Below are 21767 nucleotides of genomic sequence, written 5' to 3'. Positions count from 1 at the left end.
CATGTCGACCGTTACGACCGCCTCCGCGGACCGGGATGACCGGTCCGCGGGTGGCGGCCGGCCGGCCACGGACGGGCACCGTGGCCGGCCGCGGTTCGGCCGTGGGATCAGGGGCAACGAGCGGATCGCCGGCTGGCTCTTCGTCGCCCCGGTGATCGTCCTGCTCGGCGTCTTCTTCCTCGCGCCGATCATCATGGCGTTCTGGGTCAGCCTGACCGACTGGCGTGGCCAGGGCAGCCCGTTCAAGTCGGGCGTGCCGTTCGTCGGCAGCGACAACTACACGCGGCTGTTCACCGAGGACGGGCTGGCCCGCCGGGACTTCATGACCAGCATCCGCAACAACATGTACTACGTGGCGATCGTCGTGCCGGTGCAGACCGCCCTGGCGCTCGGACTCGCCCTGCTGGTCAACAACCGGATGCTCAAGGGCAAGAGCTTCTTCCGCACCGCGTTCTACTTCCCGTCGGTGACGAGCTCGGTCGCGATCAGCGTGGTCTTCCTGTTCATGTTCGCCAACTCGGGCGCCATCAACGGAATCCTGTCGTTCTTCGGCATCGACGGCCCGGCCTGGTTCTCCGACGCCCGCGGGCTGATCCACCTGATCCTCGGCGGTCTTGGCGTGGACAACCCACCGGATGCGCTGGCCAACGGCGGTCCGCTCGGCCTGACCTGGTGGGACTGGCTCTCCGGCCCGAGTGTGGCGATGTGCGCGATCATGGCGCTGGTCATCTGGACGACGTCCGGCACGTTCATGCTGATGTTCCTCGCCGCCCTGCAGAGCGTGCCGGTCTCGCTCGACGAGGCCAGCGAGCTCGACGGCGCGACCCGCTGGCAGCGCTTCCGCTACGTCACCCTGCCGCTGCTCAAGCCGACGATGTTCCTGGTGCTCACGCTCGGCCTGATCGGCACCTGGCAGGTGTTCGACCAGATCTACGTGATGAGCCAGGGCAACCCGGCGAAGACCACGTTGACCCCGGCGTTCCTGTCATATCGCACGGCGTTCAAGGACTTCGACTACGGGCAGGGCGCGGCCATCTCGTTCGTGCTGTTCCTGATCATCGTCGTGCTCACCCTGGCCCAGCGCTGGGTGATGCGCGACCGCGACGAGCCCCGCCGGAGGACCCGATGGCTACGCTGACTCCCGCGAGGCGCCGCCGCCACGGCGGCATGGTCAACACCGTCGTCGGGTACTCGGTGCTGATCTTCTTCGCGCTGGTCTTCATCTACCCGTTCGTGATCCAGCTGGCGAACTCGCTCAAGACCGAGCCGGACGCGGCGGCGAACCCACTGTCGCCGGTGCCGCACCCACTCACCACGGCGGCCTTCGGGCGGTTGCTCGACGGCGACTTCCCGCTGTGGCTGGGCAACTCGGTGCTGGTCACGGTCGTGGTCACGGTGGGCCGGGTGTTCTTGGACTCACTGGCCGGCTACGCCCTGGCGCGACTCCGCTTCGGCGGCCGGAAAGCGATCTTCGCGACCATCGTGGCCATCATGGCCGTACCCGGCGTCGTGCTCTTCATCCCGAAGTTTCTCGTGCTGAACCAGCTCGGCATCTACGACACGTACACGGCGCTGATCCTGCCGTTGCTCGTCGACGCCGCGGGCGTGTTCATCATGAAGCAGTTCTTCGAGTCGATACCGCTGAGCCTGGAAGAGGCGGCCCGGATCGACGGGGCGGGCGTGTTCCGGACCTTCTGGTCGGTGGTGCTGCCGTCGGCCAGGCCGGCCCTGATCACGCTGACCATCCTGTCGTTCCAGGGCACGTGGAACGAGTTCCCGCACACGCTGGTGGCGGTGCAGGACCCGAGCCTGTTCACGCTGCCGCGCGGGGTGGCCAACCTGGTGTCGGGGTCGCTCGGCTCGGGCACGCAGTATCCGCTCAAGCTCGGTGCGGCTCTGCTGGCCACGATCCCGGTGGCGATCATCTTCACGATCTTCCAGCGCTACTTCGTCCGAGGCGCCACCGAAGGCGCAGAAAAAGGCTGAAACATATTCAAGATCAAGGGTCCGATGACTCGGGTCCGCTTCGGGCGCGACCGTTGCTCCCGCCAGAGACCGCTCCGCTGCCACCTCCGCGTCCGGTCGCCCTCGACGACTTCGCGAGGATGTGGGCATGAGCTCATCGCAGCCCGAGGCTTCTCCGGATCACCGGTATCTGCTCGACAACGCGCGGGTGGAGGCGGGTGAGCGGTTCACCTGGCTGGCCGACCTGTTCGACGGTGTCACCCTCGGGCACGTCGACCGGCTCGGTGTGACGTCGGGTTCGCGTTGCTGGGAGGTCGGCGCCGGCGGCAACAGCGTTCCCGAGGCACTCGCCACCGCCGTCGGGCCGACCGGTTACGTGTTGGCCACCGACATCAATCCCTCGTGGTTGGACCCGCACGGCGGCTACGAGGTGCTCCAGCACGACGTCGTCGCGGACCCGCCGCCGCAGCCCGGGACGTTCGACCTGGTGCATGCGCGGCTCGTGCTCGTTCACGTGCCGGACCGTGCCCAGGCGTTGGCGAACCTGGTGGCTGCGCTGCGGCCCGGGGGTTGGCTGCTGGTGGAGGACGCCGACACCGAGCTGCAGCCGCTGGCCTGCCTGGACGAGACCGGCCCGGCCCAGCAGCGCGCCAACCGGCTGCGGCGCGCCGTCCGGGAGCTGATGACCCGCCGCGGCGCCGATCTGCGCTTCGGTCGCACGCTGCCCCGGGCGTTGCGCGCGGCGGGTCTGGTGGAGGTCGCCGCGTCCGGCTGTTTCCCGGTCGGTGGGCTGGCCTGCGACCGGCTGGAGGCCGCGACCGTGCGGATGGTCCGCGCCGATCTGCTCGCCGCGGGGCTGGCCAGCGACTCCGAGATCGACGCGCACCTGGCCGCCGTCGAGGCCGGCGAGCTCGACCTCACCCTCGCACCGCTGATCTCGACCTGGGGACGCCGCCGGGGCTAGGCAGGTCACATCGCCCCGGAGGCGGGCGCCCCTGACGCCCGCACGCGCGATCACGCCACCGAGGTGGTGCTCTCCCAGCCGAATCCGTCGGGGTCGGTGAAGGGGGCGGCTTCGCAGGCGAAGGCGATCCGGTGCGAACCCGAGCCCTCCTCGGCGACGCCGGCGGTCTTGGCGAGGGAACGGCGCTTGTTGAGCGTCACCTTGACCTGGCCCGAGTCGAACTCGACGTACTTGCTGCCGAAGCTCTTGGCTACCTTCAGGCCGCGCTCGACGTAGAACTGCTTGCTCGCGGACACGTCCGTGCATCCGAGCTGGAGGACGACGTCGTCGATCTGCTTCGAGGCGGGGGCGGTGTCCTTCTTCGACGACGACGCGACGGTCACGATCGTGCCGTCCGGGGCCTGCACCACGCCGCCGTAGCCCCACAGGGACTTCGCGGCCGGCTTCAGCACGGTGGCTCCCGCCTCGACGGCGGCGTCGATCAGAGCGTCGGCGTTGGCCGGCTGCGACACGATGAGGGACAGCGTGTAGCCGCGGAAGCCGGTGGTCGGTGCGTCCGACGCCCGCGTGCGCACCTGCTTTCCCAGTCCGAGGGTCTCGGTGTAGAACCGGTCGGCGGTCGCGGGGTCGGCGACTTCGAGGGTGACGTACTCGATGGTGGTCATGGTCTGCTCCTTGGTCTGGTGTTCGTGGTCAGCGCTGAAGGAAACCCAGCACGTTGCCGTTGGAGTCCTCGACGACGGCGGCCAGCTGACCGCCGCCGACGTCCTTGACACCCTGACGGGTCCGCCAGCCGGCGTCGACCGCCTGGCGCAGCGCCCCGGCGACGTCTCCGACGTGGCAGTAGCCGACAGGACCGGTCATGCCGTGGTTGTGGCCGTTCGGGTCGAGGCCGATCTCCTGGTCCCCGACCTGGAAGCCGACGTAGTACGGCTCGTCGGCGTAGGGCTCGACGCCCAGGACGGTCCCGTACTGCGCCTTGGCGGTGGCCAGGTCCCGGACGGGGATGATGATGGTCTTGATGCCCTGGCTCATGACTGCCCCCTCGTCGGCGTTGACTTACAGGCCATAGCGTCTCCCGGCCCGGGTCGCGCCCACATCGGTGCTGACCACGTAACGCACCACGTACCACCGCACGTAGCGGCGGTGCGGGAGAATGCCACGCGTGTCGCAGCAGGCAGCTACCGCGGGGATCTCGGCTCGGGAGGCCGAGATCCTGACGCTGGTCGGGGAGCACCGCAGCAACGCCGAGATCGCCGCGCAGCTCGTCATCTCGGTGCGTACGGTCGAGGCTCACGTGTCGTCCCTGCTGCGCAAGCTCGAGGCCCCGGATCGCCGGGCGCTCGCCGACCTCGCGCGGGCCGAGCGCACCAGCCAGGCGCGGGCCGCGCTGCCGGCACCCCTGAGCGCGTTCATCGGCCGGACCGAGGAGCGCGGCGCCTTGCGGGACGCGGTCCGCGCGCGCCGGGCGGTGTCCGCTGTCGGTCCCGGCGGGGTGGGCAAGACCCGGCTCGCCCTGGCCGTCGCCGCGGACCTGGCCGGCGACTTCACCGACGGCGTGTGGTTCGTCGACCTCGTGCCGGTGACCGATCCGGCCATGGTCGGGTTCGCGGTGGCGGCCGCGATCGGCGTGGGCGAGCAGCAGGGCCGCGGCATCGACGACTCGGTGCTGGCCGCCCTGGCCGATCGGCGCGCCCTGCTGGTGCTGGACAACTGCGAGCACCTGTCCGACGGGGTCGCGCCGTTCGTCGAGCGCCTGCTGTCGCGCTGCCCGTCGGTGAGCGTGCTGATCACGAGCCGGGCACGGCTCATGGTGCCGTTCGAGTGGGTCTACCTGGTGCCGCCGCTGTCGCTGGAGGGCCGCTCGGACGCGGTCGCGCTGTTCGTCGACCGGGCCGCCGCCGTGGGCTGGACCGTCGAGCCGGACCAACTCGACGACGTCACCGACGTGTGTCGGAAGCTCGACGGGGTGGCGTTGGCGATCGAGCTCGCCGCGGCCCGCCTCCCGGCCCTCGGGCTCGACGGGCTGGTGGCCGGGCTCGACGACCATCTGCGGCTCCTGGTGGGCGGATACCGCGCCGACGACCGACACCGCTCGGTGCGGGCCATGCTCGACTGGAGCCAGGCGCTGCTGGCCGCTCCCGACCTGACTCTGCTGCGTCGGGTCTCGGTGTTCGTCTCGCCGTTCACCGCCTCGGCGGCCGCGGCCGTGGCCGGGTTCGACCCTGGCGAGATTGTCGACGGGCTGGCCCGCCTCGCCGATCAGAGCCTGCTGAGCGTCGCCGCATCGGCCGGCGGCACCCGCTATCGGGCACTCGAGACCATCCGCCAGTACGGGACCGAGCAGCTCGCCAAGGCCGGCGAGGTCGACGCCACCCGGGTGCGGCACCTGCGCTGGTGCCTGGCCACCGCGGTCGAGCTGGCCGACGACCCGCCCGGCACCGGCGACTGGCGGGCCAGGTTCGACGCGGCTGCCGACGACCTCCGGGCCGCCCTGAGCCGGGCCGTCGAGCGGCCGGACCAGCGTTCCGACGCGTACCGGCTGGCCCTCTCGCTCGCGGAGCTCGCCTTCACCAGGAACCTGGTCGGCGAGTCCCAGCAGCGCTACGAGCAGGCGGCGGCCCTCGGCGACGATGCCGCCGCGCTCCGGTCAGCCGCCAACGTGGCCGCGTGCCGGATGCGTGGCGACGACGCCTACCGCCTGTGGCGGGCCGCCGCCCGACGTTCCGGAGCCGGCGCGGCCCGCGACCTCGCTACGGCCACCACCACGTACTTCCGGAAGTCCGGAACCTTCGCGGAGCTGCCCCCGCGCGACGAGGCGACCGCGCTGCTGGCCGAGGCGCACGAGCTGGCGAGCGACGATCCGGCGGCCCAGGCGGCGTTGGCTCTCGCCGACTGCGCGGCGATGGGCTATGCGTTCTTCGCCGAACGCGCCGACAACGCCGCGGCGACGATGACCTCGCTGGCCGAGCGGGCGGTGGACCTGGCCCGCCGGCTCGACGACCCGTTGGCGGAGTGCGCCGCCCTGTTCGCGCTGACCGGCGCCCAGCGCCGGGCCGGCGACACCTTCGCCGCCGCCGCGACCGCCGGCCGCCGCGTCGAGCTGCTCGACGGACTTCCCCTGACGCCGGGCGTCGCCGACGAGCTGATCGACGCGCTCCTGATCGCGACCGCGACGAGCCTCGGTGTCGGCGACCTGGTGTCGGCGCGACGCTGGGGCCGCCAGTTGCGCGACCTGCCGTTGCTGGCCGAGGTCGGGCACGTCGCCACGGCCCGGATCGTCATGGCCGACGCCATCGCCGGCCACGCCACCGACGTGATCGCCGCCAGTGGCCGGTTCCTCGACGGCTGGACCCAGGCGGGTCGGCCACCGGCTCGCCAGTTCGGCCCGGTTGCCGCGTCGGTCGCGATGATCCACGGGTTGCGCGGTGACCAGGACGCCCGGTCCGACTGGCTCGCGGTCCTCGACCAGCTCGGCGTCACCCCGGAGGACCGGGCCGGCTACAGCCCGACCTTCGATGCGATCACCCTGCTCCACCACGGCCAGCACAAGCTGGCCCTGGAACGGCTCGAGACCGCCGAACCCAACGCCTGGCGCACGGGAATCCTGCTCCACTGGCACGTCGCCCTACGCACCGAAGCCGCGGCGCTGACCGGCGCCCCCGACGCCGCGAGCCAGCTGGCGGCGGCACGCCCGGTCGTGGTGGGAAACCCGGTAGCCGAGGCGATCCTCGACCGGGCCGCCGCCCTGCTCGCCGACGACCACGACCGGCTCTTGGCCACAGCAACCGCGTTCGACACGGCGGGTTGCCCCTACCAACAAGCCCGCACATTCATCCTGGCCGGCGGCGATCACGCTCCGACCGGCCGGTCCGCCCTCGCCGACCTGGGCCTCTGAACGGCGGCGGCCACGGCGCTGCCGGCCAGTCCGCCCTCGCCGACCTGGGTCTCCGACCGGACGGGCGAGCCAGCGCGTCCCCGCCGCGCCCGGCTTCGCGGAGGGTGACCCGGCCGATACCGTATCTCCTGGCTTCGATATGGGGAGGCGCGGCGTGCGCGGGTCACGGCGCCCGGTTCGGTCGGGACACCTGGTGAGGCGGCGGTGGCTGCTCGGGCTGGCCGCGGCCTCCGTCGCGCTGGTGGCCGGGTGCGGACTCTGGTCGTGGGTCGTCGGCCCGCCGTTCAGCAAGGGGGAGCCCGATCCCGAGCTGGAGGTCCGCAACGAGCGGACGGCCGCCGTGACGATCGAGGTGTCGACCGATGGCGACAAGCGGCAGTTCGTGGTGCCGGCCGGGGGCGAGCTGGGCATCCGGGTCAACGACGAGTGCGGCACCGGCGAGGTGACGGCGCTGGACGCCGATCGGGTGGTGGCTCGCCTCGACGACCCGTTCTGCACGGCCAAGACCTGGACCATCCACGCGGACGGCACCACCGAGCTGGTCGGTGGTTAGCTCGGGTTGAGGGTGACCCGCCGCGGAGGTGGCAGCGCAGCGCAGCGGAGCGGTCTCTGGCGGGAGCGACGGTCGCGCCCCAGGCGGACCCGAGTCAAGATGATCTTATTCGGTGTCGGGGGTGGCCGAAAGATCGACATGAAGCCTGAGCTGGTACACCAGCATGTCTTCGACGTCGAGGGCGCGCCCGGCTCCGTCGGGTGCCCAGCCGGACGACGTGAGGAACTTGCGCGTGGCGGCGTCGCCGTCATAGGCCCAGGCCACCGCGTACGCGAACGCGTCCTCGCGCCACAGGTCGACGCTCGCGGCGAGCAGGCGGCTGCCGTGACCGCGGCGGCCGAAGCGCGGCTCGACCAGCAGGTCCGTGATGGCCGCCACATCGTCCGGCAGCGGCGGCTCCTCAGGCGCCAGAGCCTGCTCGTCGGCGGGGCCGGAGGCCACAAAACCCACCAGATACGATTGTTCGGCCTGCTCGACGGCCACCAGCACCCGGTGCCGCGGCGACGGCGGCTGCTCGACCGCGGCGCTCCAGCGCTCGGCGATCCACGCCTCGTCGAGGTCGTCGAGCACGTGTCGGGGAAGCATCCGGCGATATGCGACCCGCCAGGTCGCGACCTGGATGCGGGCGATCTCGGCGACGTCCTCGGGACGCGCCGGGCGGACGTACCCGAGTGCCATGAGTGGTGAGCCTACGGACTGGGAGCAGCGGGTGATCGAGCGGGCCGCGCGCCGCGAGGCCGTGATCGTCGCCGGCCTGGCGGTCGCCGTCGGCGCGTTCGTGGCCGTCTTCGCCGTGCGGCACGGGTTCTTCGACCTCAAGGTCTACTACGGCGCGGTCAACTACTGGATCCACGACCACGGCATGCTGTACGACTTCCTCAAGCCGAACAGCAAGTACGGCTTCACCTATCCGCCCTTCGCCGCGATCGCGATGGTGCCGATGGCGGTCGTGCCCTGGGTGCTGGCGATCCTGGTCAGCATCGGCCTGACCCTCGGCGCGACCTACGTGCTGCTGCGGTGGCTCGTGCTGCCGCTCGCCCGCCGCGAGGGGTGGACGCCGTGGTTCGCTGTCGCGGTCGCGTTCCTGCTGCTGGTGGCATTCGAGCCTTATCGCGAGACGCTCAGCTTCGGGCAGGTCAACCTGCTGCTGCTGTTCCTGGTCGGGCTGGACCTGCTGGTCGGCGTCGCCGGCGGGCGGCGCTGGGCCGGGATCGGCATCGGCCTGGCCACGGCGATCAAGCTGACGCCGGGCGTGTTCATCCTCTATCTGCTGGTCACGCGGCGTTGGCGCGCCGCGCTGGTGGCCAGCGGCACCGCCGCCGTGGCCACCCTCGCCGCCGCCGCGGTCGACCCGGCCGCCTCGCGGGAGTTCTGGACCAGCGCGCTGTGGGACACCGACCGGGTCGGCTCGCTGGCGTTCGTCTCCAACCAGTCGTTGCAGGGGCTGGTCGCCCGGCTCGACCCGGAGCATCCGTCGTCGCTGGCCTGGGCGGTGCTGGTGGTAGCGGCGCTGGGGCTTTGGGCGTGGCGGGTGCGGTCGGCGTCGTTGACCGAGGGGCTGGCGCTGACCGGCGTGCTGGGCTGTCTGATCAGCCCGGTGACCTGGGTGCACCACCTGGTCTGGCTGCTGCCGGCGTTGATCCTGCTGGTCTCCGCGGGGTTGAGTGCCTCGGGGCGGCGTCGGCGCGTGCTGTTGGGCGTCGCGGTCGTCTGCTATGCCGTGCTGTGCAGCAGGCTCGTCTGGGCCTGGGAGCACGGGTTCGGGGGAGTGGGCGGCTTTTTGGGCAGCAACGCGTACGTGTGGATCAGTGTGGCGCTGTTGGTCTTCCTGCCCTTGCGGTCCTCAGCCGAGGACACGGCTGTAGCGGAGCTCCGGGAGCGGGACGCGGTCGCCGTCTGACGGCACGACGACCTCGTAGGTGGCGCGCTCGCCGTCCGGGGTGAAGCCGGCCTTCTCGTAGAAGCGGCGCGATCGGTGATTGTCCTCGAGCACCCAGAGTCGAACCTGCTTGTAGCCGCGTTGGCCCAGCTCGGTCAGCGCCGCCCTCATGAGCTCGCGGCCCACACCCGTGCCGATCCGGTCAGGCTCCAGGTAGATGGCCAGCACTTCGCCCACCGTCGGGTCAAGGTCGGTGCGGTCCTGGTGATTGCGGTACGGACCGATGGTGACGAAGCCGATGACGGTGCCGGGGTCGGTGGGGGTGCCGCGAGCGCTGCTGGTGTCGCGGTTGGTGGCCCGAGGGTCTGGGGCGGTGTTGTCGGCGGTGGCGGCGCCGGGGTCGGTGGTGTTGTTGGCGGTGGCGACCAGCGTCTGGAAGCCGGTGGCGCCGCGGTGTTGTCGTCGTTGGGCGGCCCGCTGCGCCGGGTCCAGGGCGTCAAGCACCTCTTTCGGAATGATTCCGGCATATGCGATTTGCCAGGCCCGCACGTGTACGGCGGCGACGTCGTCGATGTCGTCGGGCGTCTCCGGGCGGATGGTGAACATGTCGGGATGTCTATCGCACCGGCTCGGCTTCGGGCCTGTGATTTTTGTCAGAGGCTTCCGATAGCGTCCCGGACGTGGCAGTTGAATCGTTGTCGCTGGCTCAGGCCCGCCGCATCGCGCTGGCAGCGCAGGGTTTCACCGACCCCGCGCCGACCGGCGTGCCGACCGCCCGCCACCTGCGCCGGGTGGTGGGCCGCACCGGGTTGCTCCAGATGGACTCGGTCAATGTGCTGCAACGCGCGCACTACCTACCGCTCTACAGCCGGCTGGGGCCTTATCCGACCGCGTTACTCGACAAGGCGGCCTACAAGCGGCCGCGCACGCTCTTCGAATACTGGGGTCACGAGGCGTCGCTGATCCCGGTCGAGCTACAGCCGGCGTTCCGCTGGCGCATGGCCCGCGAGCACCAGTGGGGTGGCCTGCGCCGGTTCGCCGAGGAGCAGCCCGACCTGGTCAAGTGGGTGCTCGACGAGGTGCGCGAGTCCGGCCCGCTGACCGCCGCCGAGATCGAGCGCGACGAGCCGCGCGACCGGTCCAACTGGGGGTGGAACTGGTCGTCGGTGAAGACCGCCCTCGAATACCTGTTCTGGTCGGGCGAGGTGATGGCCGCGTCGCGCAACTCGTCGTTCGCGCGGGTCTACGACCTGCCCGAGCGGGTGCTGCCCGCCTCCGTCCTGGCCGAGCCGACGCCCACGGAGGCCGAGGCGCACCGCACGCTGGTGTCGGTCGCGGCCCGGTCGCTGGGGGTGGCGGCGGAGTTCGAGCTACGCGACTACTTCCGACTGCCCGTGGCCGGCGCGCGGGCGGCGATCGCGTCGCTGGTCTCGGAGGGCGCGCTGCTGCCGGTCAAGGTGGAGACCTGGAAGCAGCCGGCCTATCTGGACCCGTCGGCCAAACTACCGCGCTGGGTGCGCGGTGACCGGTTGATCAGCCCGTTCGACCCGCTGGTCTGGGAGCGGGCACGCACCGAGCGGCTGTTCCACTTCACCTACCGCATCGAGATCTACGTGCCGGCGCCGCAGCGGGTCTACGGCTACTACGTGCTGCCGTTCCTCCAGGGCGACCGCTTCACGGCGCGGGTCGACCTGAAGGCCGACCGCAAGGCCGGGGTCCTGCGCGTGCCGGCGGCGTGGGCCGAGCCGGGCATCGACCGCGCGGCAACGGCGCACGCGCTCGCGGCGGAGCTTTCGCGGTTGGCCGGGTGGCTGGGCCTGTCGTCGGTGGCGACCCCGGAAGGAGGCGACCTGGGCGGCCCGCTAGGAGCCGCACTGGCGAGCAACGCCGGTGTACCGTGACGACCATGACGCCCGCACCCGGCCCAGCCGCATCGGAGGCGTCGCCGGGACGGGAAACCGCGACCCCGGGGGCCGCTGACCGCGACCAGATACCGAGCGCCGCGGCGAGTCCCGGCGCGAACGGCACGGCTCCTGAGAGCGGCAACGGTGTGTTGCTCGCGGTTCCCGGCGAGGGTCCCGAATATCCGGCTGGCTACGGCGGCACCGACGGCGCTGTGCCGCCGACGTTTCTGCCGCCGTCCTACGCGCCGCCGAGGCGGGGTCGGGTGGGACGGGCCTACCTGCGGATGCTCGAGCGGGTGCCGCGGTGGCTGGCGCCGCTGGCGGTGCTCGGGTGCATCGGTGGAGCGGTCGGCTACACGCTGATCAGCAACCCGACCGACAGCGCCCCGGACGCGCCGCCGACCTGCGTGCTCAAGCTGACCACCGGCCTCGACTGTCCGGGCTGCGGCGGCACGCGGGCGGCCTGGTACCTCCTCCACGGCGACGTAGCCGCCGCCGCCCGACACCACCTGGTGTTCGTGTTCGCGGTGCCGTTCATCATCTATCTCTACATCGCCTGGGCGGCCCAACGAGCCTTCGGCCGCAAACTGCCGCAACTGAGGATCCCGCCGGTGGCCATCGCCATCTTCATGGGCGCGTGGCTAGCGTTCTCGATCCTGCGCAACCTCCCGTGGGCGCCCTTCGACTGGTTCTACGTCTAGAAGCCGCTCAACCCCGGCCCACCACATCCCCGAACCGGCCTTGGTCCATTGCCGGCGGGATGCCGGCGGCGCTCGTCTGACCTGGCACGCACCGAGGACCCGCCGGCTGGGCCGGGGGTCCTTGGTGGACGGCGTGGTCAGCGCCGGGTCGCTCCGCCGTCGTCTCGGTCGCCGCGCATCGCTCGGGCCACGCGGAGGGCCAGGTGGCGGCGGTCGGCGGTGCGGCGCATGGCGCGGTGTCGTTCGCCGGCCAGGGCTAGCAGGATGTTCGGGTTCTCGTACATGTCAGGTTCCTTTCGCTGTCAGGCGCGGTGGATGTCGATGTCGCCGCTCATGGTGCGGAGCTGCAGGGTGATCTGGCCGCCGGTGGGCTCGCCGGCCGCCGGCTGGCTCATGTCGAGGCCGTTGCGGGTGTCGCCGGAGAGGGTCTTGACGTCGAACCAGACCCCGGTGCCGGCCAGTACGCCGATGCTGACGTCGCCGGACGCGGTGCTGATGCGGGCCGTGCCCTGCTGGGCCTTGCGGATGGTGACGTCGCCCGACGCGGTCTGGACGGTCAGGTCACCGCCGGCCTCGTCGACCTGGACGTCGCCGCTCGCGTACTTGCCCGTGAACGCGCCGCCCACCGTCTGCACCCGCAGGTCGCCCGAGGCGCCCCTCGTCTGGAGATGGCCGTCGACGCGGCCGAGGCGGACGTCGCCGCTGGCCGTGCCGACCGTCGCGTCGCCGCTGACGTGCTCGGCTCGGATGTCGCCCGACGCGGACTCGATCTCGAACCCGCCGACGCGGCCCTGGCAGGTGACGTCCGCCGACGCGGACCTGCCGGTGACCGTGCTGTCCAGCGGCACCAGCACCCGGATCGCCACCGAGCCGCTGCGCAGCCGGAAGCCGCTCTGATCAGGTGTCGTGATGGTCAGCCGGCCGTTCTGGAACTCGATCGTCGTCTCGTCGGCGATCCGGCGGGACTCGCCGCTGCGGCCGGCCGGCTCGACCGTGGCCACGGCGGTCGTGCGCTCCTCGGCGACCACGTCGACCGAGCCAGATGCGATCTTGAATTCGACGGTGATCGGTCCGTCGACGGGGAACTCGGGCATCGTGCTGCTCCTTCGATGCGAAGAGGGGATGGACTCAGGCGCGGCCGTAGCCGGTGATGTGCCGGCGGCCGCGGCCGGGCGGGGTGTTCCAGCCGCCGGGCGGGGTGGGCTGCGTGGGCGCGCCGGTGACCGCCGCGCCGATCGCCCGCACCAACCAGGCGTTGACGGAGATGCCCTCGGCGGCGGCGGAACGCTCGACGGCGTCCTTGAGACCCTCCGCCAGGCGCAGGGTGATCCGGGTGACGTCACCGCTGGCATCAGGTGACGTCGCAGTGGCGCCCGGCGGCGTCGGGGGAACAGGCGGTGCTGGCGGGGACGGCGGCTGGGGCAGGTGCTCGGTGACGACGAGCTCCGGCTCTCGGCCCCGCAGCCGCAGCTCGACGCTGGCCGCGCTGAGCTTCGTGGTGACCTCGTCGGCGGCCTGGGCCAGCGCGTCGAGGAGGGCCAGCCGGGCGGCGGCGTCGATCGAGCCGCTCAGCAGCTCGGCCGCGCGTGCCACTTCGGGGCCGCCCGGCGCCGCTGCCGCGTTGAGGTCGCGGCGGAGGCTTTCGACGTACGGTGCGATGTCCATGACGTCACTATGCCACCGAAGTGACGTCATCGCAAGACACAATGACGGCGCCGTGGTGTCGTGAACCCGAGGCAACGAGGCAGGGTTAGAGTCTGGCGAGTCGCGCGAGGCAGAGGGGGCGCCGTGCCTGAGATCGTTCCGCCGCAGGTCAGGATCATTGCCTGGACCCACTTCGAGGCCCCGGACGACGTGCCGTGGAGCACTGACGCCGACGGCGGCCAGGCGCTCGCCGAGTTCGCGGGTCGGGCCTGCTACCAGTCGTGGAAGAAGCCGAACCCGGCCACCGCGACCAACGCCGGTTACCTCGCCCACATCCTCGACGTGGCCCACCTCTCGGTGCTCGAGCACGGCACGGTGACGTTCTACCTCAGCGGCGTCTCCCGCTCGTTCACCCACGAGCTGATCCGTCACCGGCACTTCAGCTACAGCCAGCTCTCCCAGCGCTACGTCCCCGGCCGGGACGCCGCGATGGTCGAGCCCGAGGTCATCGCGTCCGACCCCGACCTGCACAAGACCTTCGTCGAGGCGGCCGAGGCCAGCGTCCGGGCGTACAACGAGCTGCTCGAAGGTCTGGAGCACAAGTTCGCCGACGAGCCCAACGGCACTCTGCGTCGCAAGCAGGCCCGCCAGGCGGCCCGGGCGGTGCTGCCCAACGCGGCGGAGACCCGGATCGTGGTGACGGGCAACTACCGTGCGTGGCGACACTTCATCAACCTGCGCGCCACCGAGGCCGCCGACGTGGAGATCCGCGAGGTCGCCATCGAGTGCCTGCGGCAGTTGCAGGGGGTCGCGCCGAACGTGTTCGCCGACTACGTGATCACCACGCTGCCCGACGGGTCAGAGGTCGCGTCGAGCCCGTACGCGGACCGCTCCTAGCACCCCGGCCGCGGGAGCAAACCCGACCGGACGAGACCGGCGCCGACCAGGCTTCCGCTAGGTTTGTCAGCATGACGCACGAGCACACTGTCGCGCGCCCGTTCGGTGAGCTGATCACGGCCATGGTGTCGCCGTTCACCGCCGACGGCGCACTCGACCTCGACGGCGTCCAGCGCCTGGCGGCCCACCTCGTCGACGAGCAGGGCAACGACGCGCTGGTGATCAACGGCACGGCCGGCGAGTCGCCGACCACGACCGACGCCGAGAAGGAGGCCCTCGTCCGGGCCGTGGTCGAGGCGGTCGGCGACCGGGCCAAGGTGCTCGCCGGTGTCGGCACCAACGACACCCGGCACACGATCGAGCTCGCGCTGAGCGCCGAGAAGGCGGGCGCGCACGGCCTGCTGGTCGTGACGCCCTACTACAACAAGCCTCCGCAGGCCGGCCTGCTGCGCCACTTCACCGCGGTGGCCGACGCCAGCGGGCTGCCGATCCTGCTCTACGACATCCCGCACCGCAGCGGCGTGCCGATCGAGACCGAGACGCTGGTCCGGCTCGCGGAGCACCAGCGCATCGTGGGTGTCAAGGACGCCAAGGGCGACCTGGTCGCCACCTCGTGGGTGCTGGCGCGCACGGACCTCGCCTACTACTCGGGCGACGACGCCGGCACGCTGCCGGCGCTCGCCGTGGGCGCGGTCGGCATCGTCGGCACCTCGACCCACTTCACGGGCCCACAGACCAAGGCGATGATCCGGGCGTACGCGCGCGGCGACGTCGCCGAGGCCCTGGCCCAGCACCGCCAGATGCTGCCCCTGTTCACCGGCATCTTCCGTACCCAGGGAACGATCCTGGTCAAGGCCGGCCTGGCCCTCCAAGGCCTGCCCGCCGGCCCGGTCCGTTCGCCCCTGGTCGACGCGACCCCGGAGCAGGTCGAGCAACTGCGCGCCGACGCCGCCGCGTGCGGACTGGAGCTTGCTGCATGACTCTCGCGCACCTCGAGCTCGAACCCCCGCCGCCGTTGCCGGCGGGTGGCCTGCGGGTCATCCCGCTGGGCGGCCTCGGCGCCATCGGTCGCAACATGACCGTCTTCGAGTACGACGGCAAGTTGTTGATCGTCGATTGTGGAGTGCTGTTTCCCGACGTGGAGCAGCCCGGCGTCGACCTGATCCTGCCCGACTTCGCGCCGATCCTCGACCGGCTCGACGACGTGCAGGCGATCGTGCTCACGCACGGCCACGAGGACCACATCGGCGCGGTGCCCTACCTGCTGGCCCACAAGTCCGACATCCCTCTGGTCGGCTCGCAGTTCACCTTGTCGCTGGTCGAGGCGAAGCTGCAGGAGCGGCGGATCGAGCCCTACACGCTGACCGTCACCGAGGGGCAGCACGAGCGGCTCGGCCCGTTCGACGTGGAGTTCTTCGCGGTCAACCACTCGATCCCGGACGCGATGGCGGTGGCCATCCGCACGCCGGCCGGGCTCGTGCTGCACACCGGCGACTTCAAGATGGACCAGTTGCCGCTCGACGGCCGGATCACCGACCTCGCCGGCTTCGCGCGGCTCGGTGCCGAGGGCGTCGACCTGCTGCTCTCCGACTCGACCAACGCCGAGATCCCGGGCTTCGTGACCCCGGAGCGCGAGATCGGTCCGGTGCTCGACGCGATCTTCGCGAAGGCCCGCGGCCGCGTCATCGTCGCGTCGTTCGCCTCCCACGTGCACCGGGTGCAGCAGGTGCTCGACGCGGCGGCGCTGCACGGCCGGCAGGTGGCGTTCATCGGCCGCTCGATGGTGCGCAACATGGGCATCGCCCGCGACCTCGGCCTCCTGCGGATCGAGCCGGGGCTCGTCGTCGGCATGGACGAGGCCATGCAGGCGCCGCCGGAGCGGATCGTGCTGATGTCGACCGGCTCGCAGGGCGAGCCGATGAGCGCGCTCGGCCGCATGGCCAACGGCGACCACCGGCACATCACGATCGCCCAGGGCGACACCGTCGTGCTGGCCAGCTCGCTCGTGCCGGGCAACGAGACCTCGGTCTACCGCGTGATCAACCGGCTGTCCCGCGCCGGCGCCAACGTCATCCACAAGGACATCGCCAAGGTGCACGTCTCCGGCCACGCCCCGGCGGGCGAGCTGCTCTACCTGCTTAACGTCGTGCGGCCGAGCAACCTGTTGCCGGTGCACGGCGAGTGGCGGCACCTGCGCGCGCACGCCCGCATCGGCGTCGAGTCCGGCATCGCACCGGAGAACGTGGTGCTGTGCGAGGACGGCGACGTGGTCGACCTGGTCGACGGCCAGGCCCGGTTGGTCGGGCACGTGCCCAGCCGCTACATCTACGTCGACGGGCTGGCCGTCGGCGACATCGGCGAGTCGCTGCTCACCGAGCGCCGCATGCTGGGCGACGGCGGCTTCATCGCCGCCACCGTGGTGATCGACTCGGTGACCGGCAAGGTGGTCGGTGGCCCCGCTGTCTCGGCGAAGGGCTTCTCCGAGAACCCGGAGGCGTTCGACCAGGTCATCCCGCTGATCACCGAGGCTCTCCTGCGCGCCGCGGCGGACAACATCACCGACCCGCACCAGCTTCAGCAGCTGGTACGCCGGACGGTGGGCCGCTGGGTCAACGACACGTACCGGCGCCGCCCGATGATCGTGCCGACCGTGGTCGAGGTCTGAGCGGTCCGTGCACGCGGGCGAGTTCCCCATCGGTGGCGAACTGGTCGCGAAGCTGGTCGCCGCCCAGTTCCCGGAGTGGTCCGGCCGCCCACTGACCCGAGTCACCTCGTCGGGCACGGTCAACGTGCTGTTCCGGCTCGGCGAGGACCTGGTGGTCCGGCTGCCGCGGGTGGACTGGTCGCTCGGCGACATCGAAACCGAGGCGACGTGGCTGCCATGGCTCGCGCCCCGGCTGCCGGTCACGATTCCGGAACCGGTAGCGGCCGGTCGGCCGGGGGAGGGCTATCCCTGGCCGTGGTCGGTCTATCGGTGGCTGCCGGGCACGGTGCCGGTCCAGGACAACCTGTCCGACCCGCTCGGCCTGGCCGCGGACCTGGCTGTTTTCGTCAAGGCCATGCGCGCAGTCGACCAACCGGCCGCGAGCCGGGCGGCGTCCGGGGTTGGTGGCGTGGTCGGGTCGGCGCTACCGGCGGAACCGCCGGCCGCCTATCGGGGTGGTGGGCACTCGTTGCTCGACGAGACCGCTCGCACCGCACTCGATGGGCTCGGTGGTCAGCTCGATCCGGACACGTTGGCGGCCGCGCGCGAGGCGTGGGCCGCTGATCTCGCGGTGCCGGACTACGACGGGCCGCCGGTCTGGTCGCATGCCGACCTGATGCCCGGCAACCTGCTGGTCGACCCGCGCGGTCGGCTGACCGGTGTGATCGACTTCGGTACCTTCGGTGTCGGCGATCCGTCCTGCGACCTGATCGTCGCCTGGAACCTGCTCACGGCAGACGCCCGCGCGGTCTTCCGGGACGCGCTCGACGTCGACGAGCCCACCTGGCGGCGGGGTCGTGGCCGCTCGTTGGCGATGGCGTTGGGGGCCTTGGTCTACTACTACGAGACCAATCCGCCGTTCGCGGACAACGCCCGCTACGTCATTCGAGAGGTGCTGTGCGATCTGGCGAGGAGCCGCTGACCGGCAACGTCACCGCGGGCATCGTGCGGGTCGGCGATACCGTCCGCCGCCCGGTAGGGCCGCAGACCGACGCCGTCGACGCGTTGCTTCACCACCTCCACAACGTCGGTTTCACCGGCTCGCCGCGACCGCTCGGCCGGGACGAGCAGGGTCGCCAGGTGCTGGAGTTCGTGCCCGGCGAGTCGACGATGGACGTCGACCCGAGCGACCTGCCCGAGCTCGGCCGGCTGCTGCGGGACCTGCACACGGCTACGGCAGAGTTCACGCCTCCGCCGGACGCGAGGTGGCACACCGAGATCCCGCCGGTCGGCGTGCCCGGCTCACCCGTAGGCGAGGTGATCTGCCACCACGACGCCGCACCGTGGAACCTGGTTCGCGCCGAGCGCGGCTGGGTTTTGATCGACTGGGACAACGCGGGGCCGGGCTCGCGGACCTGGGAGCTCGCCTACTCGGCCCTGACCTGCTGCGGGATGCGCCCCGAGCGCCCGGTTTCGGAGTCGGCAGCGCGACTGCGATCCTTCGTGGACGGATACGGCCTCGACCCGGTCCTGCGGCCCGCCCTCGCTGACCTGCTCGGGGTCAACGCAGGCGCCATGTACGACCTGCTGGCCGCCGGCGCCCGCGACGGACGCCAACCTTGGGCCCGGATCTACACGGAGGACGGCCCGTTCTGGCGCGGCGTCGCCGACTACCTGAACAGCAACACCACGTCATGGCGCGCGGAGCTGTAGGGAAGAGACTCACCCGGCAACCGGGCAGCTCAGCCCTCGGCGGCCAGCCGGCAGCGACATCGCGGCATGGCGGTCCGGGCTGTTGCGAGCGCACTCAGCCCTGGGCGAGCAGCAGGCCGACTTCCTTGGCGCGGTCGCCCAGCACGGCCCGCAGCAGGTCGGCCTGTTCCTCCGGGCTGGCGACCGCGCCCAGCCGCTCGATGACCTGGTCGTCGACCGTGTCGATCGCCGCGCGGCTTTCCGCCAGCCCCGCGTCGATCCGGTCGAACTGGCCGCGTAGCTGCGCCGCCACCGCCTCGTCGACGCTCGCCAGCGCGCTCAACACCGCCGACATCTTCTGTTCCAGGGCCACCCGGGCGGCCTTCGCCACGTTCTGCTCGACGCGGGTCGACCCATTGCTTATCTTGAAGCTGATCTTGTCCAGGTCCTGGTAGAGACCTAGCGCCCGGTAGTTGGCGCTGGTCAGGGCGTCGCGGTCGCGGGGCTCGAACATGTCGTCCTCCTCGGTGAACCAGGGTTTGGTGCTGCGCTCGTGCGACTGGCGGGTGTTGAAGTGCACGTGCTCGGTGTGCGGCGACGTCCCGGTGTACGGCCGCCACGTGCCCAACCCCCACGACCGGCTGGTGATCCGTCGGTTGTAGATCACGTACTGGATCGACTCGTGGGCCAGCGCCGCCCTGATGACCTTCTGCACGTCGACCCCGTTGACGTCCATGTCCCAGGCGTCGACCGAACCGTCCTTGTCCGGGTTGTGGTCCGAGTCGGTCGCCTGGTGGGCCGCGTCGCCGATGGTGCCGTCCGAGGTCTTGTCGCGCCGCGGCCAGCGGGCGTTGACCTCGTTGCGGAAGCGGGTCAGCGCGGGGTTCAAGAACCAGGCCATATGCCCGAAGTTACCGGTGTGTACGCACGCGCCCTATCCCCCGACGGCGGGACAGCGGACAGACGCACACCGGGACAGCGTCAGCCCGCGAACTCCGACGCGAGCAAGCCGAAGATCGCCTCGTCGAGGAACTCACCGTCGACCCAGGCGTTCCCGCGCAGCGTGCCCTCCCGCTGAAAACCGACCCGCGAAGCGGCGCTGATCATCGCGCTGTTGGAAGTTAGCGTCTCCAAGCCCAGCCGATTCAGCCCCCGCGTCCGGAAGCCGTAGCGGCACAGCACCCGCACGGTGTCCGTGCCCAGCCCGCTGCCCCTCATCGACGGCCGCAACGAGATGCCCACATGGCCCACCCGGTTGTGCGGGTCGATGCCCCACAGCAACCCCTCGCCGGCCACGGCGTCGTCGGCCAGCCGCACCACCGTGAAGACGGCGGCGTTGTCGCTGGGCGGGCCGGGGGCGAACGGCGACGCGGAAGAGCCCGGCGGGATCGGCCGCCACGGCCGGCCGTCGGCACGCGACCGCATGGCGACGTCGTCGTAGAGGTCGGCGTGCAACACGGGCACGTCTTCCTCGCGCCGAGCCCGCAGAAGCACCTTCTCGCCGCGCAGCATGCCGTGTTCGTACCGCAGGCCGACACCGCCGATCAAGCCGCGCTCGGCAAATCCGACATCCTGCGCCAGCTTCGCGCCATAGCCTGAACGGGTCAGATCACCCCAGGGAGGCCGGATGCCGCTGCACGCCGGGAAGCCGCCGGAGCCCCGGCCGAGCCACCGGGCCGGCAACATCGTCGCCACGGCTGCCAACCCGGACTTCGGCCGGGAGCTGACCCTGCCGGTCACCGCGCTCGGCCCCGATCCGGTGCCGGCCGCCGTCGCGTACCAGCTGATCCACGACGAGCTCCTGCTCGACGGCAACGCCGCCCTGAACCTGGCGACGTTCGTGACCACGTGGATGGAGCCGCAGGCCGACGTGCTGATGGCCGAGTGCGCGGACAAGAACATGATCGACAAGGACGAGTACCCGCTGACCGCCGAGATCGAGCGGCGCTGCGTGGCGATCCTGGCCGATCTCTGGCACGCGCCCGACCCGGCTTCCACCGTGGGCTGCTCGACCACCGGGTCGAGCGAGGCGTGCATGCTCGCCGGCCTCGCGCTCAAGCGGCGCTGGGCCAAGGGCTCGATGGGCGGGCGACCCAACCTGGTGATGGGCGGCAACGTCCAGGTGTGCTGGGAGAAGTTCTGCAACTACTGGGAGGTCGAGCCGCGGATGGTCCCGATGGCGGGGGACCGGTTCCACCTGTCGGCGCCGGAGGCCGTGGCCCGCTGCGACGAGAACACCATCGGCGTGGTCGCGGTGCTGGGCTCCACGTTCGACGGATCGTACGAACCGGTCGCCGAGATCGCGAAAGCGCTCGACGACCTCCAGCAGACCCGCGGCTGGGACATCCCGATCCACGTCGACGGCGCCTCGGGCGGCATGATCGCCCCGTTTCTCGACCCCGACCTGCTCTGGGACTTCCGCCTGCCCAGGGTCGCCTCGATCAACACCAGTGGCCACAAGTACGGCCTCGTCTACCCCGGCGTCGGCTGGGTGCTCTGGCGGGAGAAGCACCTGCTCCCCGAAGAGCTGGTCTTCGACGTGAACTACCTCGGCGGCAGCATGCCGACCTTCGCGCTCAACTTCTCCCGGCCCGGCGCCGAGGTGGTCGCGCAGTACTACATGTTCCTCCGGCTCGGCCGCGAGGGCTTTCGCGCGGTGCAGCAGGCGTCCCGCGACGTGGCCACGTACCTGTCCGGGAAGATCGCCGACACGGGCGAGTTCCAGCTGGTCAGCCGGGGTGACGAGCTGCCGGTGTTCGCGTTCACCACGGCGCCCGAGGTCAGCGCGTACAACGTGTTCGACGTGTCCCGGGCTCTGCGCGAGCGCGGCTGGCTCGTGCCCGCGTACACGTTTCCGAAGAACCGCACCGACCTCGCCGTCCTCCGCGTCGTGGTGCGCAACGGCTTCTCGCACGACATGGCCGACCTGCTGCTCGCCGACCTCGACAGGGCGCTGGCCGACCTCAAGGCCCAGCCCGGCCCGCGCCGCACCGCGGCCGACGCCTCGTCGTTCCACCACTGAAGGA

23 protein-coding genes are annotated in these 21767 nt (G+C 71.3%); 14 read left to right on the top strand and 9 right to left on the bottom strand.

Annotated elements, in window-relative coordinates:
• Window position 1: 1 nt before the first annotated feature.
• The 3 genes from AB0J88_RS19645 to AB0J88_RS19635 all read left to right on the top strand — a co-directional run bounded on the left by AB0J88_RS19645 (window position 2) and on the right by AB0J88_RS19635 (window position 2929).
• Complete coding sequence (locus tag AB0J88_RS19645) at window positions 2-1138, top strand: sugar ABC transporter permease (protein ID WP_364342255.1); 1137 nt, start codon at window positions 2-4, stop codon at window positions 1136-1138.
• Window positions 1126-1986 carry a carbohydrate ABC transporter permease gene (locus AB0J88_RS19640; protein WP_364342258.1) on the top strand — a complete coding sequence of 287 codons (861 nt, stop codon included), beginning with the start codon at window positions 1126-1128 and terminating at the stop codon, window positions 1984-1986. The genes AB0J88_RS19645 and AB0J88_RS19640 overlap by 13 nt, the downstream gene beginning before the upstream one ends.
• A 127-nt stretch (window positions 1987-2113) precedes the next feature.
• Window positions 2114-2929 (top strand): methyltransferase, encoded by an 816-nt coding sequence (locus AB0J88_RS19635; RefSeq protein WP_364342261.1) that lies wholly within the window; start codon window positions 2114-2116, stop codon window positions 2927-2929.
• A gap of 50 nt (window positions 2930-2979) precedes the next feature.
• On the opposite strand, the gene AB0J88_RS19630 is transcribed toward AB0J88_RS19635, so the two are convergent.
• Complete coding sequence (locus tag AB0J88_RS19630; RefSeq protein ID WP_364342264.1) at window positions 2980-3594, bottom strand: glyoxalase; 615 nt, start codon at window positions 3592-3594, stop codon at window positions 2980-2982.
• A gap of 28 nt (window positions 3595-3622) precedes the next feature.
• Window positions 3623-3964, bottom strand: coding sequence for a VOC family protein (locus AB0J88_RS19625; protein WP_364342267.1), 342 nt, complete (start codon window positions 3962-3964; stop codon window positions 3623-3625).
• Between the two features lie 130 nt (window positions 3965-4094).
• On the opposite strand from AB0J88_RS19625, the gene AB0J88_RS19620 reads away from it, so the two are divergent.
• Complete coding sequence (locus AB0J88_RS19620; RefSeq protein ID WP_364342270.1) at window positions 4095-6827, top strand: LuxR C-terminal-related transcriptional regulator; 2733 nt, start codon at window positions 4095-4097, stop codon at window positions 6825-6827.
• A 193-nt stretch (window positions 6828-7020) separates the two neighbouring features.
• Window positions 7021-7380 carry a hypothetical protein gene (locus tag AB0J88_RS19615; protein ID WP_364342273.1) on the top strand — a complete coding sequence of 120 codons (360 nt, stop codon included), beginning with the start codon at window positions 7021-7023 and terminating at the stop codon, window positions 7378-7380.
• A 105-nt stretch (window positions 7381-7485) separates the two neighbouring features.
• Here the strand turns inward: AB0J88_RS19615 and AB0J88_RS19610 are convergent, their stop codons facing one another.
• Entirely contained in the window at window positions 7486-8058 is a 573-nt protein-coding gene (locus AB0J88_RS19610; protein ID WP_364342276.1) for a GNAT family N-acetyltransferase, read from the bottom strand.
• Here AB0J88_RS19610 and AB0J88_RS19605 point away from each other — a divergent pair.
• Complete coding sequence (locus tag AB0J88_RS19605) at window positions 8057-9280, top strand: glycosyltransferase 87 family protein (RefSeq protein ID WP_364342279.1); 1224 nt, start codon at window positions 8057-8059, stop codon at window positions 9278-9280. The genes AB0J88_RS19610 and AB0J88_RS19605 overlap by 2 nt on opposite strands.
• On the opposite strand, the gene AB0J88_RS19600 is transcribed toward AB0J88_RS19605, so the two are convergent.
• Complete coding sequence (locus tag AB0J88_RS19600; RefSeq protein WP_364342282.1) at window positions 9224-9865, bottom strand: GNAT family N-acetyltransferase; 642 nt, start codon at window positions 9863-9865, stop codon at window positions 9224-9226. The two genes, AB0J88_RS19605 and AB0J88_RS19600, sit on opposite strands and share 57 nt — an antisense overlap.
• A 74-nt stretch (window positions 9866-9939) precedes the next feature.
• Here AB0J88_RS19600 and AB0J88_RS19595 point away from each other — a divergent pair, with 74 nt between their 5' ends.
• A complete protein-coding gene (locus AB0J88_RS19595; protein WP_364342285.1) occupies window positions 9940-11160 on the top strand; it encodes a crosslink repair DNA glycosylase YcaQ family protein in 1221 nt (406 codons plus the stop codon).
• Between the two features lie 5 nt (window positions 11161-11165).
• Window positions 11166-11864 carry a DUF2752 domain-containing protein gene (locus tag AB0J88_RS19590; RefSeq protein WP_364342288.1) on the top strand — a complete coding sequence of 233 codons (699 nt, stop codon included), beginning with the start codon at window positions 11166-11168 and terminating at the stop codon, window positions 11862-11864.
• A gap of 137 nt (window positions 11865-12001) precedes the next feature.
• On the opposite strand, the gene AB0J88_RS19585 is transcribed toward AB0J88_RS19590, so the two are convergent.
• The 3 genes from AB0J88_RS19585 to AB0J88_RS19575 are packed head-to-tail and all read right to left on the bottom strand — an operon-like array spanning window position 12002 to window position 13529.
• On the bottom strand, window positions 12002-12148 hold the full coding sequence (locus AB0J88_RS19585; RefSeq protein WP_364342291.1) for a hypothetical protein: 147 nt from the start codon (window positions 12146-12148) through the stop codon (window positions 12002-12004).
• Window positions 12149-12166: 18 nt separating this feature from the next.
• Window positions 12167-12958 carry a DUF4097 family beta strand repeat-containing protein gene (locus AB0J88_RS19580; protein ID WP_364342294.1) on the bottom strand — a complete coding sequence of 264 codons (792 nt, stop codon included), beginning with the start codon at window positions 12956-12958 and terminating at the stop codon, window positions 12167-12169.
• Between the two features lie 34 nt (window positions 12959-12992).
• Window positions 12993-13529: a hypothetical protein gene (locus AB0J88_RS19575; protein ID WP_364342297.1), complete on the bottom strand. Its 537-nt coding sequence runs from the start codon at window positions 13527-13529 to the stop codon at window positions 12993-12995.
• Between the two features lie 132 nt (window positions 13530-13661).
• On the opposite strand from AB0J88_RS19575, the gene thyX reads away from it, so the two are divergent.
• The 5 genes from thyX to AB0J88_RS19550 all read left to right on the top strand — a co-directional run bounded on the left by thyX (window position 13662) and on the right by AB0J88_RS19550 (window position 18762).
• Window positions 13662-14405: an FAD-dependent thymidylate synthase gene (gene thyX, locus AB0J88_RS19570; RefSeq protein WP_364344507.1), complete on the top strand. Its 744-nt coding sequence runs from the start codon at window positions 13662-13664 to the stop codon at window positions 14403-14405.
• A gap of 71 nt (window positions 14406-14476) precedes the next feature.
• A complete protein-coding gene (gene dapA / locus AB0J88_RS19565) occupies window positions 14477-15385 on the top strand; it encodes a 4-hydroxy-tetrahydrodipicolinate synthase (protein WP_364342300.1) in 909 nt (302 codons plus the stop codon).
• Complete coding sequence (locus AB0J88_RS19560; RefSeq protein ID WP_364342303.1) at window positions 15382-17070, top strand: ribonuclease J; 1689 nt, start codon at window positions 15382-15384, stop codon at window positions 17068-17070. Before dapA ends, AB0J88_RS19560 begins: the two co-directional genes overlap by 4 nt.
• Before the next feature lie 7 nt (window positions 17071-17077).
• On the top strand, window positions 17078-18031 hold the full coding sequence (locus AB0J88_RS19555; RefSeq protein ID WP_364342306.1) for an aminoglycoside phosphotransferase family protein: 954 nt from the start codon (window positions 17078-17080) through the stop codon (window positions 18029-18031).
• Complete coding sequence (locus tag AB0J88_RS19550) at window positions 18007-18762, top strand: phosphotransferase (RefSeq protein ID WP_364342309.1); 756 nt, start codon at window positions 18007-18009, stop codon at window positions 18760-18762. Before AB0J88_RS19555 ends, AB0J88_RS19550 begins: the two co-directional genes overlap by 25 nt.
• A 94-nt stretch (window positions 18763-18856) precedes the next feature.
• Here the strand turns inward: AB0J88_RS19550 and AB0J88_RS19545 are convergent, their stop codons facing one another.
• Together AB0J88_RS19545 and AB0J88_RS19540 are read right to left on the bottom strand one after the other, a co-directional pair.
• Window positions 18857-19642 carry a hypothetical protein gene (locus AB0J88_RS19545; RefSeq protein WP_364342312.1) on the bottom strand — a complete coding sequence of 262 codons (786 nt, stop codon included), beginning with the start codon at window positions 19640-19642 and terminating at the stop codon, window positions 18857-18859.
• A gap of 80 nt (window positions 19643-19722) precedes the next feature.
• Complete coding sequence (locus AB0J88_RS19540; protein ID WP_364342315.1) at window positions 19723-20289, bottom strand: GNAT family protein; 567 nt, start codon at window positions 20287-20289, stop codon at window positions 19723-19725.
• 79 nt (window positions 20290-20368) lie between these two features.
• Here AB0J88_RS19540 and AB0J88_RS19535 point away from each other — a divergent pair, with 79 nt between their 5' ends.
• Entirely contained in the window at window positions 20369-21763 is a 1395-nt protein-coding gene (locus AB0J88_RS19535) for a glutamate decarboxylase (protein WP_364342318.1), read from the top strand.
• Window positions 21764-21767 lie beyond the last annotated feature (4 nt).

Source organism: Asanoa sp. NPDC049475, from assembly GCF_040676915.1.
Classification (GTDB): domain Bacteria; phylum Actinomycetota; class Actinomycetes; order Mycobacteriales; family Micromonosporaceae; genus Asanoa.
Note: the sequence above shows the minus strand (reverse complement) of the source record. Positions and strands in the feature narration are given on the sequence as shown.

Bases quoted from the DNA above. Each gene is read 5' to 3' on its own strand.
- AB0J88_RS19645 (WP_364342255.1), top strand. From the start codon at position 2: ATGTCGACCGTTACGACCGCCTCCGCGGACCGGGATGACCGGTCCGCG.
- AB0J88_RS19640 (WP_364342258.1), top strand. From the start codon at position 1,126: ATGGCTACGCTGACTCCCGCGAGGCGCCGCCGCCACGGCGGCATGGTC.
- AB0J88_RS19635 (WP_364342261.1), top strand. From the start codon at position 2,114: ATGAGCTCATCGCAGCCCGAGGCTTCTCCGGATCACCGGTATCTGCTC.
- AB0J88_RS19630 (WP_364342264.1), bottom strand. From the start codon at position 3,594: ATGACCACCATCGAGTACGTCACCCTCGAAGTCGCCGACCCCGCGACC.
- AB0J88_RS19625 (WP_364342267.1), bottom strand. From the start codon at position 3,964: ATGAGCCAGGGCATCAAGACCATCATCATCCCCGTCCGGGACCTGGCC.
- AB0J88_RS19605 (WP_364342279.1), top strand. From the start codon at position 8,057: ATGAGTGGTGAGCCTACGGACTGGGAGCAGCGGGTGATCGAGCGGGCC.
- AB0J88_RS19610 (WP_364342276.1), bottom strand. From the start codon at position 8,058: ATGGCACTCGGGTACGTCCGCCCGGCGCGTCCCGAGGACGTCGCCGAG.
- AB0J88_RS19600 (WP_364342282.1), bottom strand. From the start codon at position 9,865: ATGTTCACCATCCGCCCGGAGACGCCCGACGACATCGACGACGTCGCC.
- AB0J88_RS19590 (WP_364342288.1), top strand. From the start codon at position 11,166: ATGACGCCCGCACCCGGCCCAGCCGCATCGGAGGCGTCGCCGGGACGG.
- AB0J88_RS19585 (WP_364342291.1), bottom strand. From the start codon at position 12,148: ATGTACGAGAACCCGAACATCCTGCTAGCCCTGGCCGGCGAACGACAC.
- AB0J88_RS19580 (WP_364342294.1), bottom strand. From the start codon at position 12,958: ATGCCCGAGTTCCCCGTCGACGGACCGATCACCGTCGAATTCAAGATC.
- AB0J88_RS19575 (WP_364342297.1), bottom strand. From the start codon at position 13,529: ATGGACATCGCACCGTACGTCGAAAGCCTCCGCCGCGACCTCAACGCG.
- dapA (WP_364342300.1), top strand. From the start codon at position 14,477: ATGACGCACGAGCACACTGTCGCGCGCCCGTTCGGTGAGCTGATCACG.
- AB0J88_RS19560 (WP_364342303.1), top strand. From the start codon at position 15,382: ATGACTCTCGCGCACCTCGAGCTCGAACCCCCGCCGCCGTTGCCGGCG.
- AB0J88_RS19545 (WP_364342312.1), bottom strand. From the start codon at position 19,642: ATGGCCTGGTTCTTGAACCCCGCGCTGACCCGCTTCCGCAACGAGGTC.
- AB0J88_RS19535 (WP_364342318.1), top strand. From the start codon at position 20,369: ATGCCGCTGCACGCCGGGAAGCCGCCGGAGCCCCGGCCGAGCCACCGG.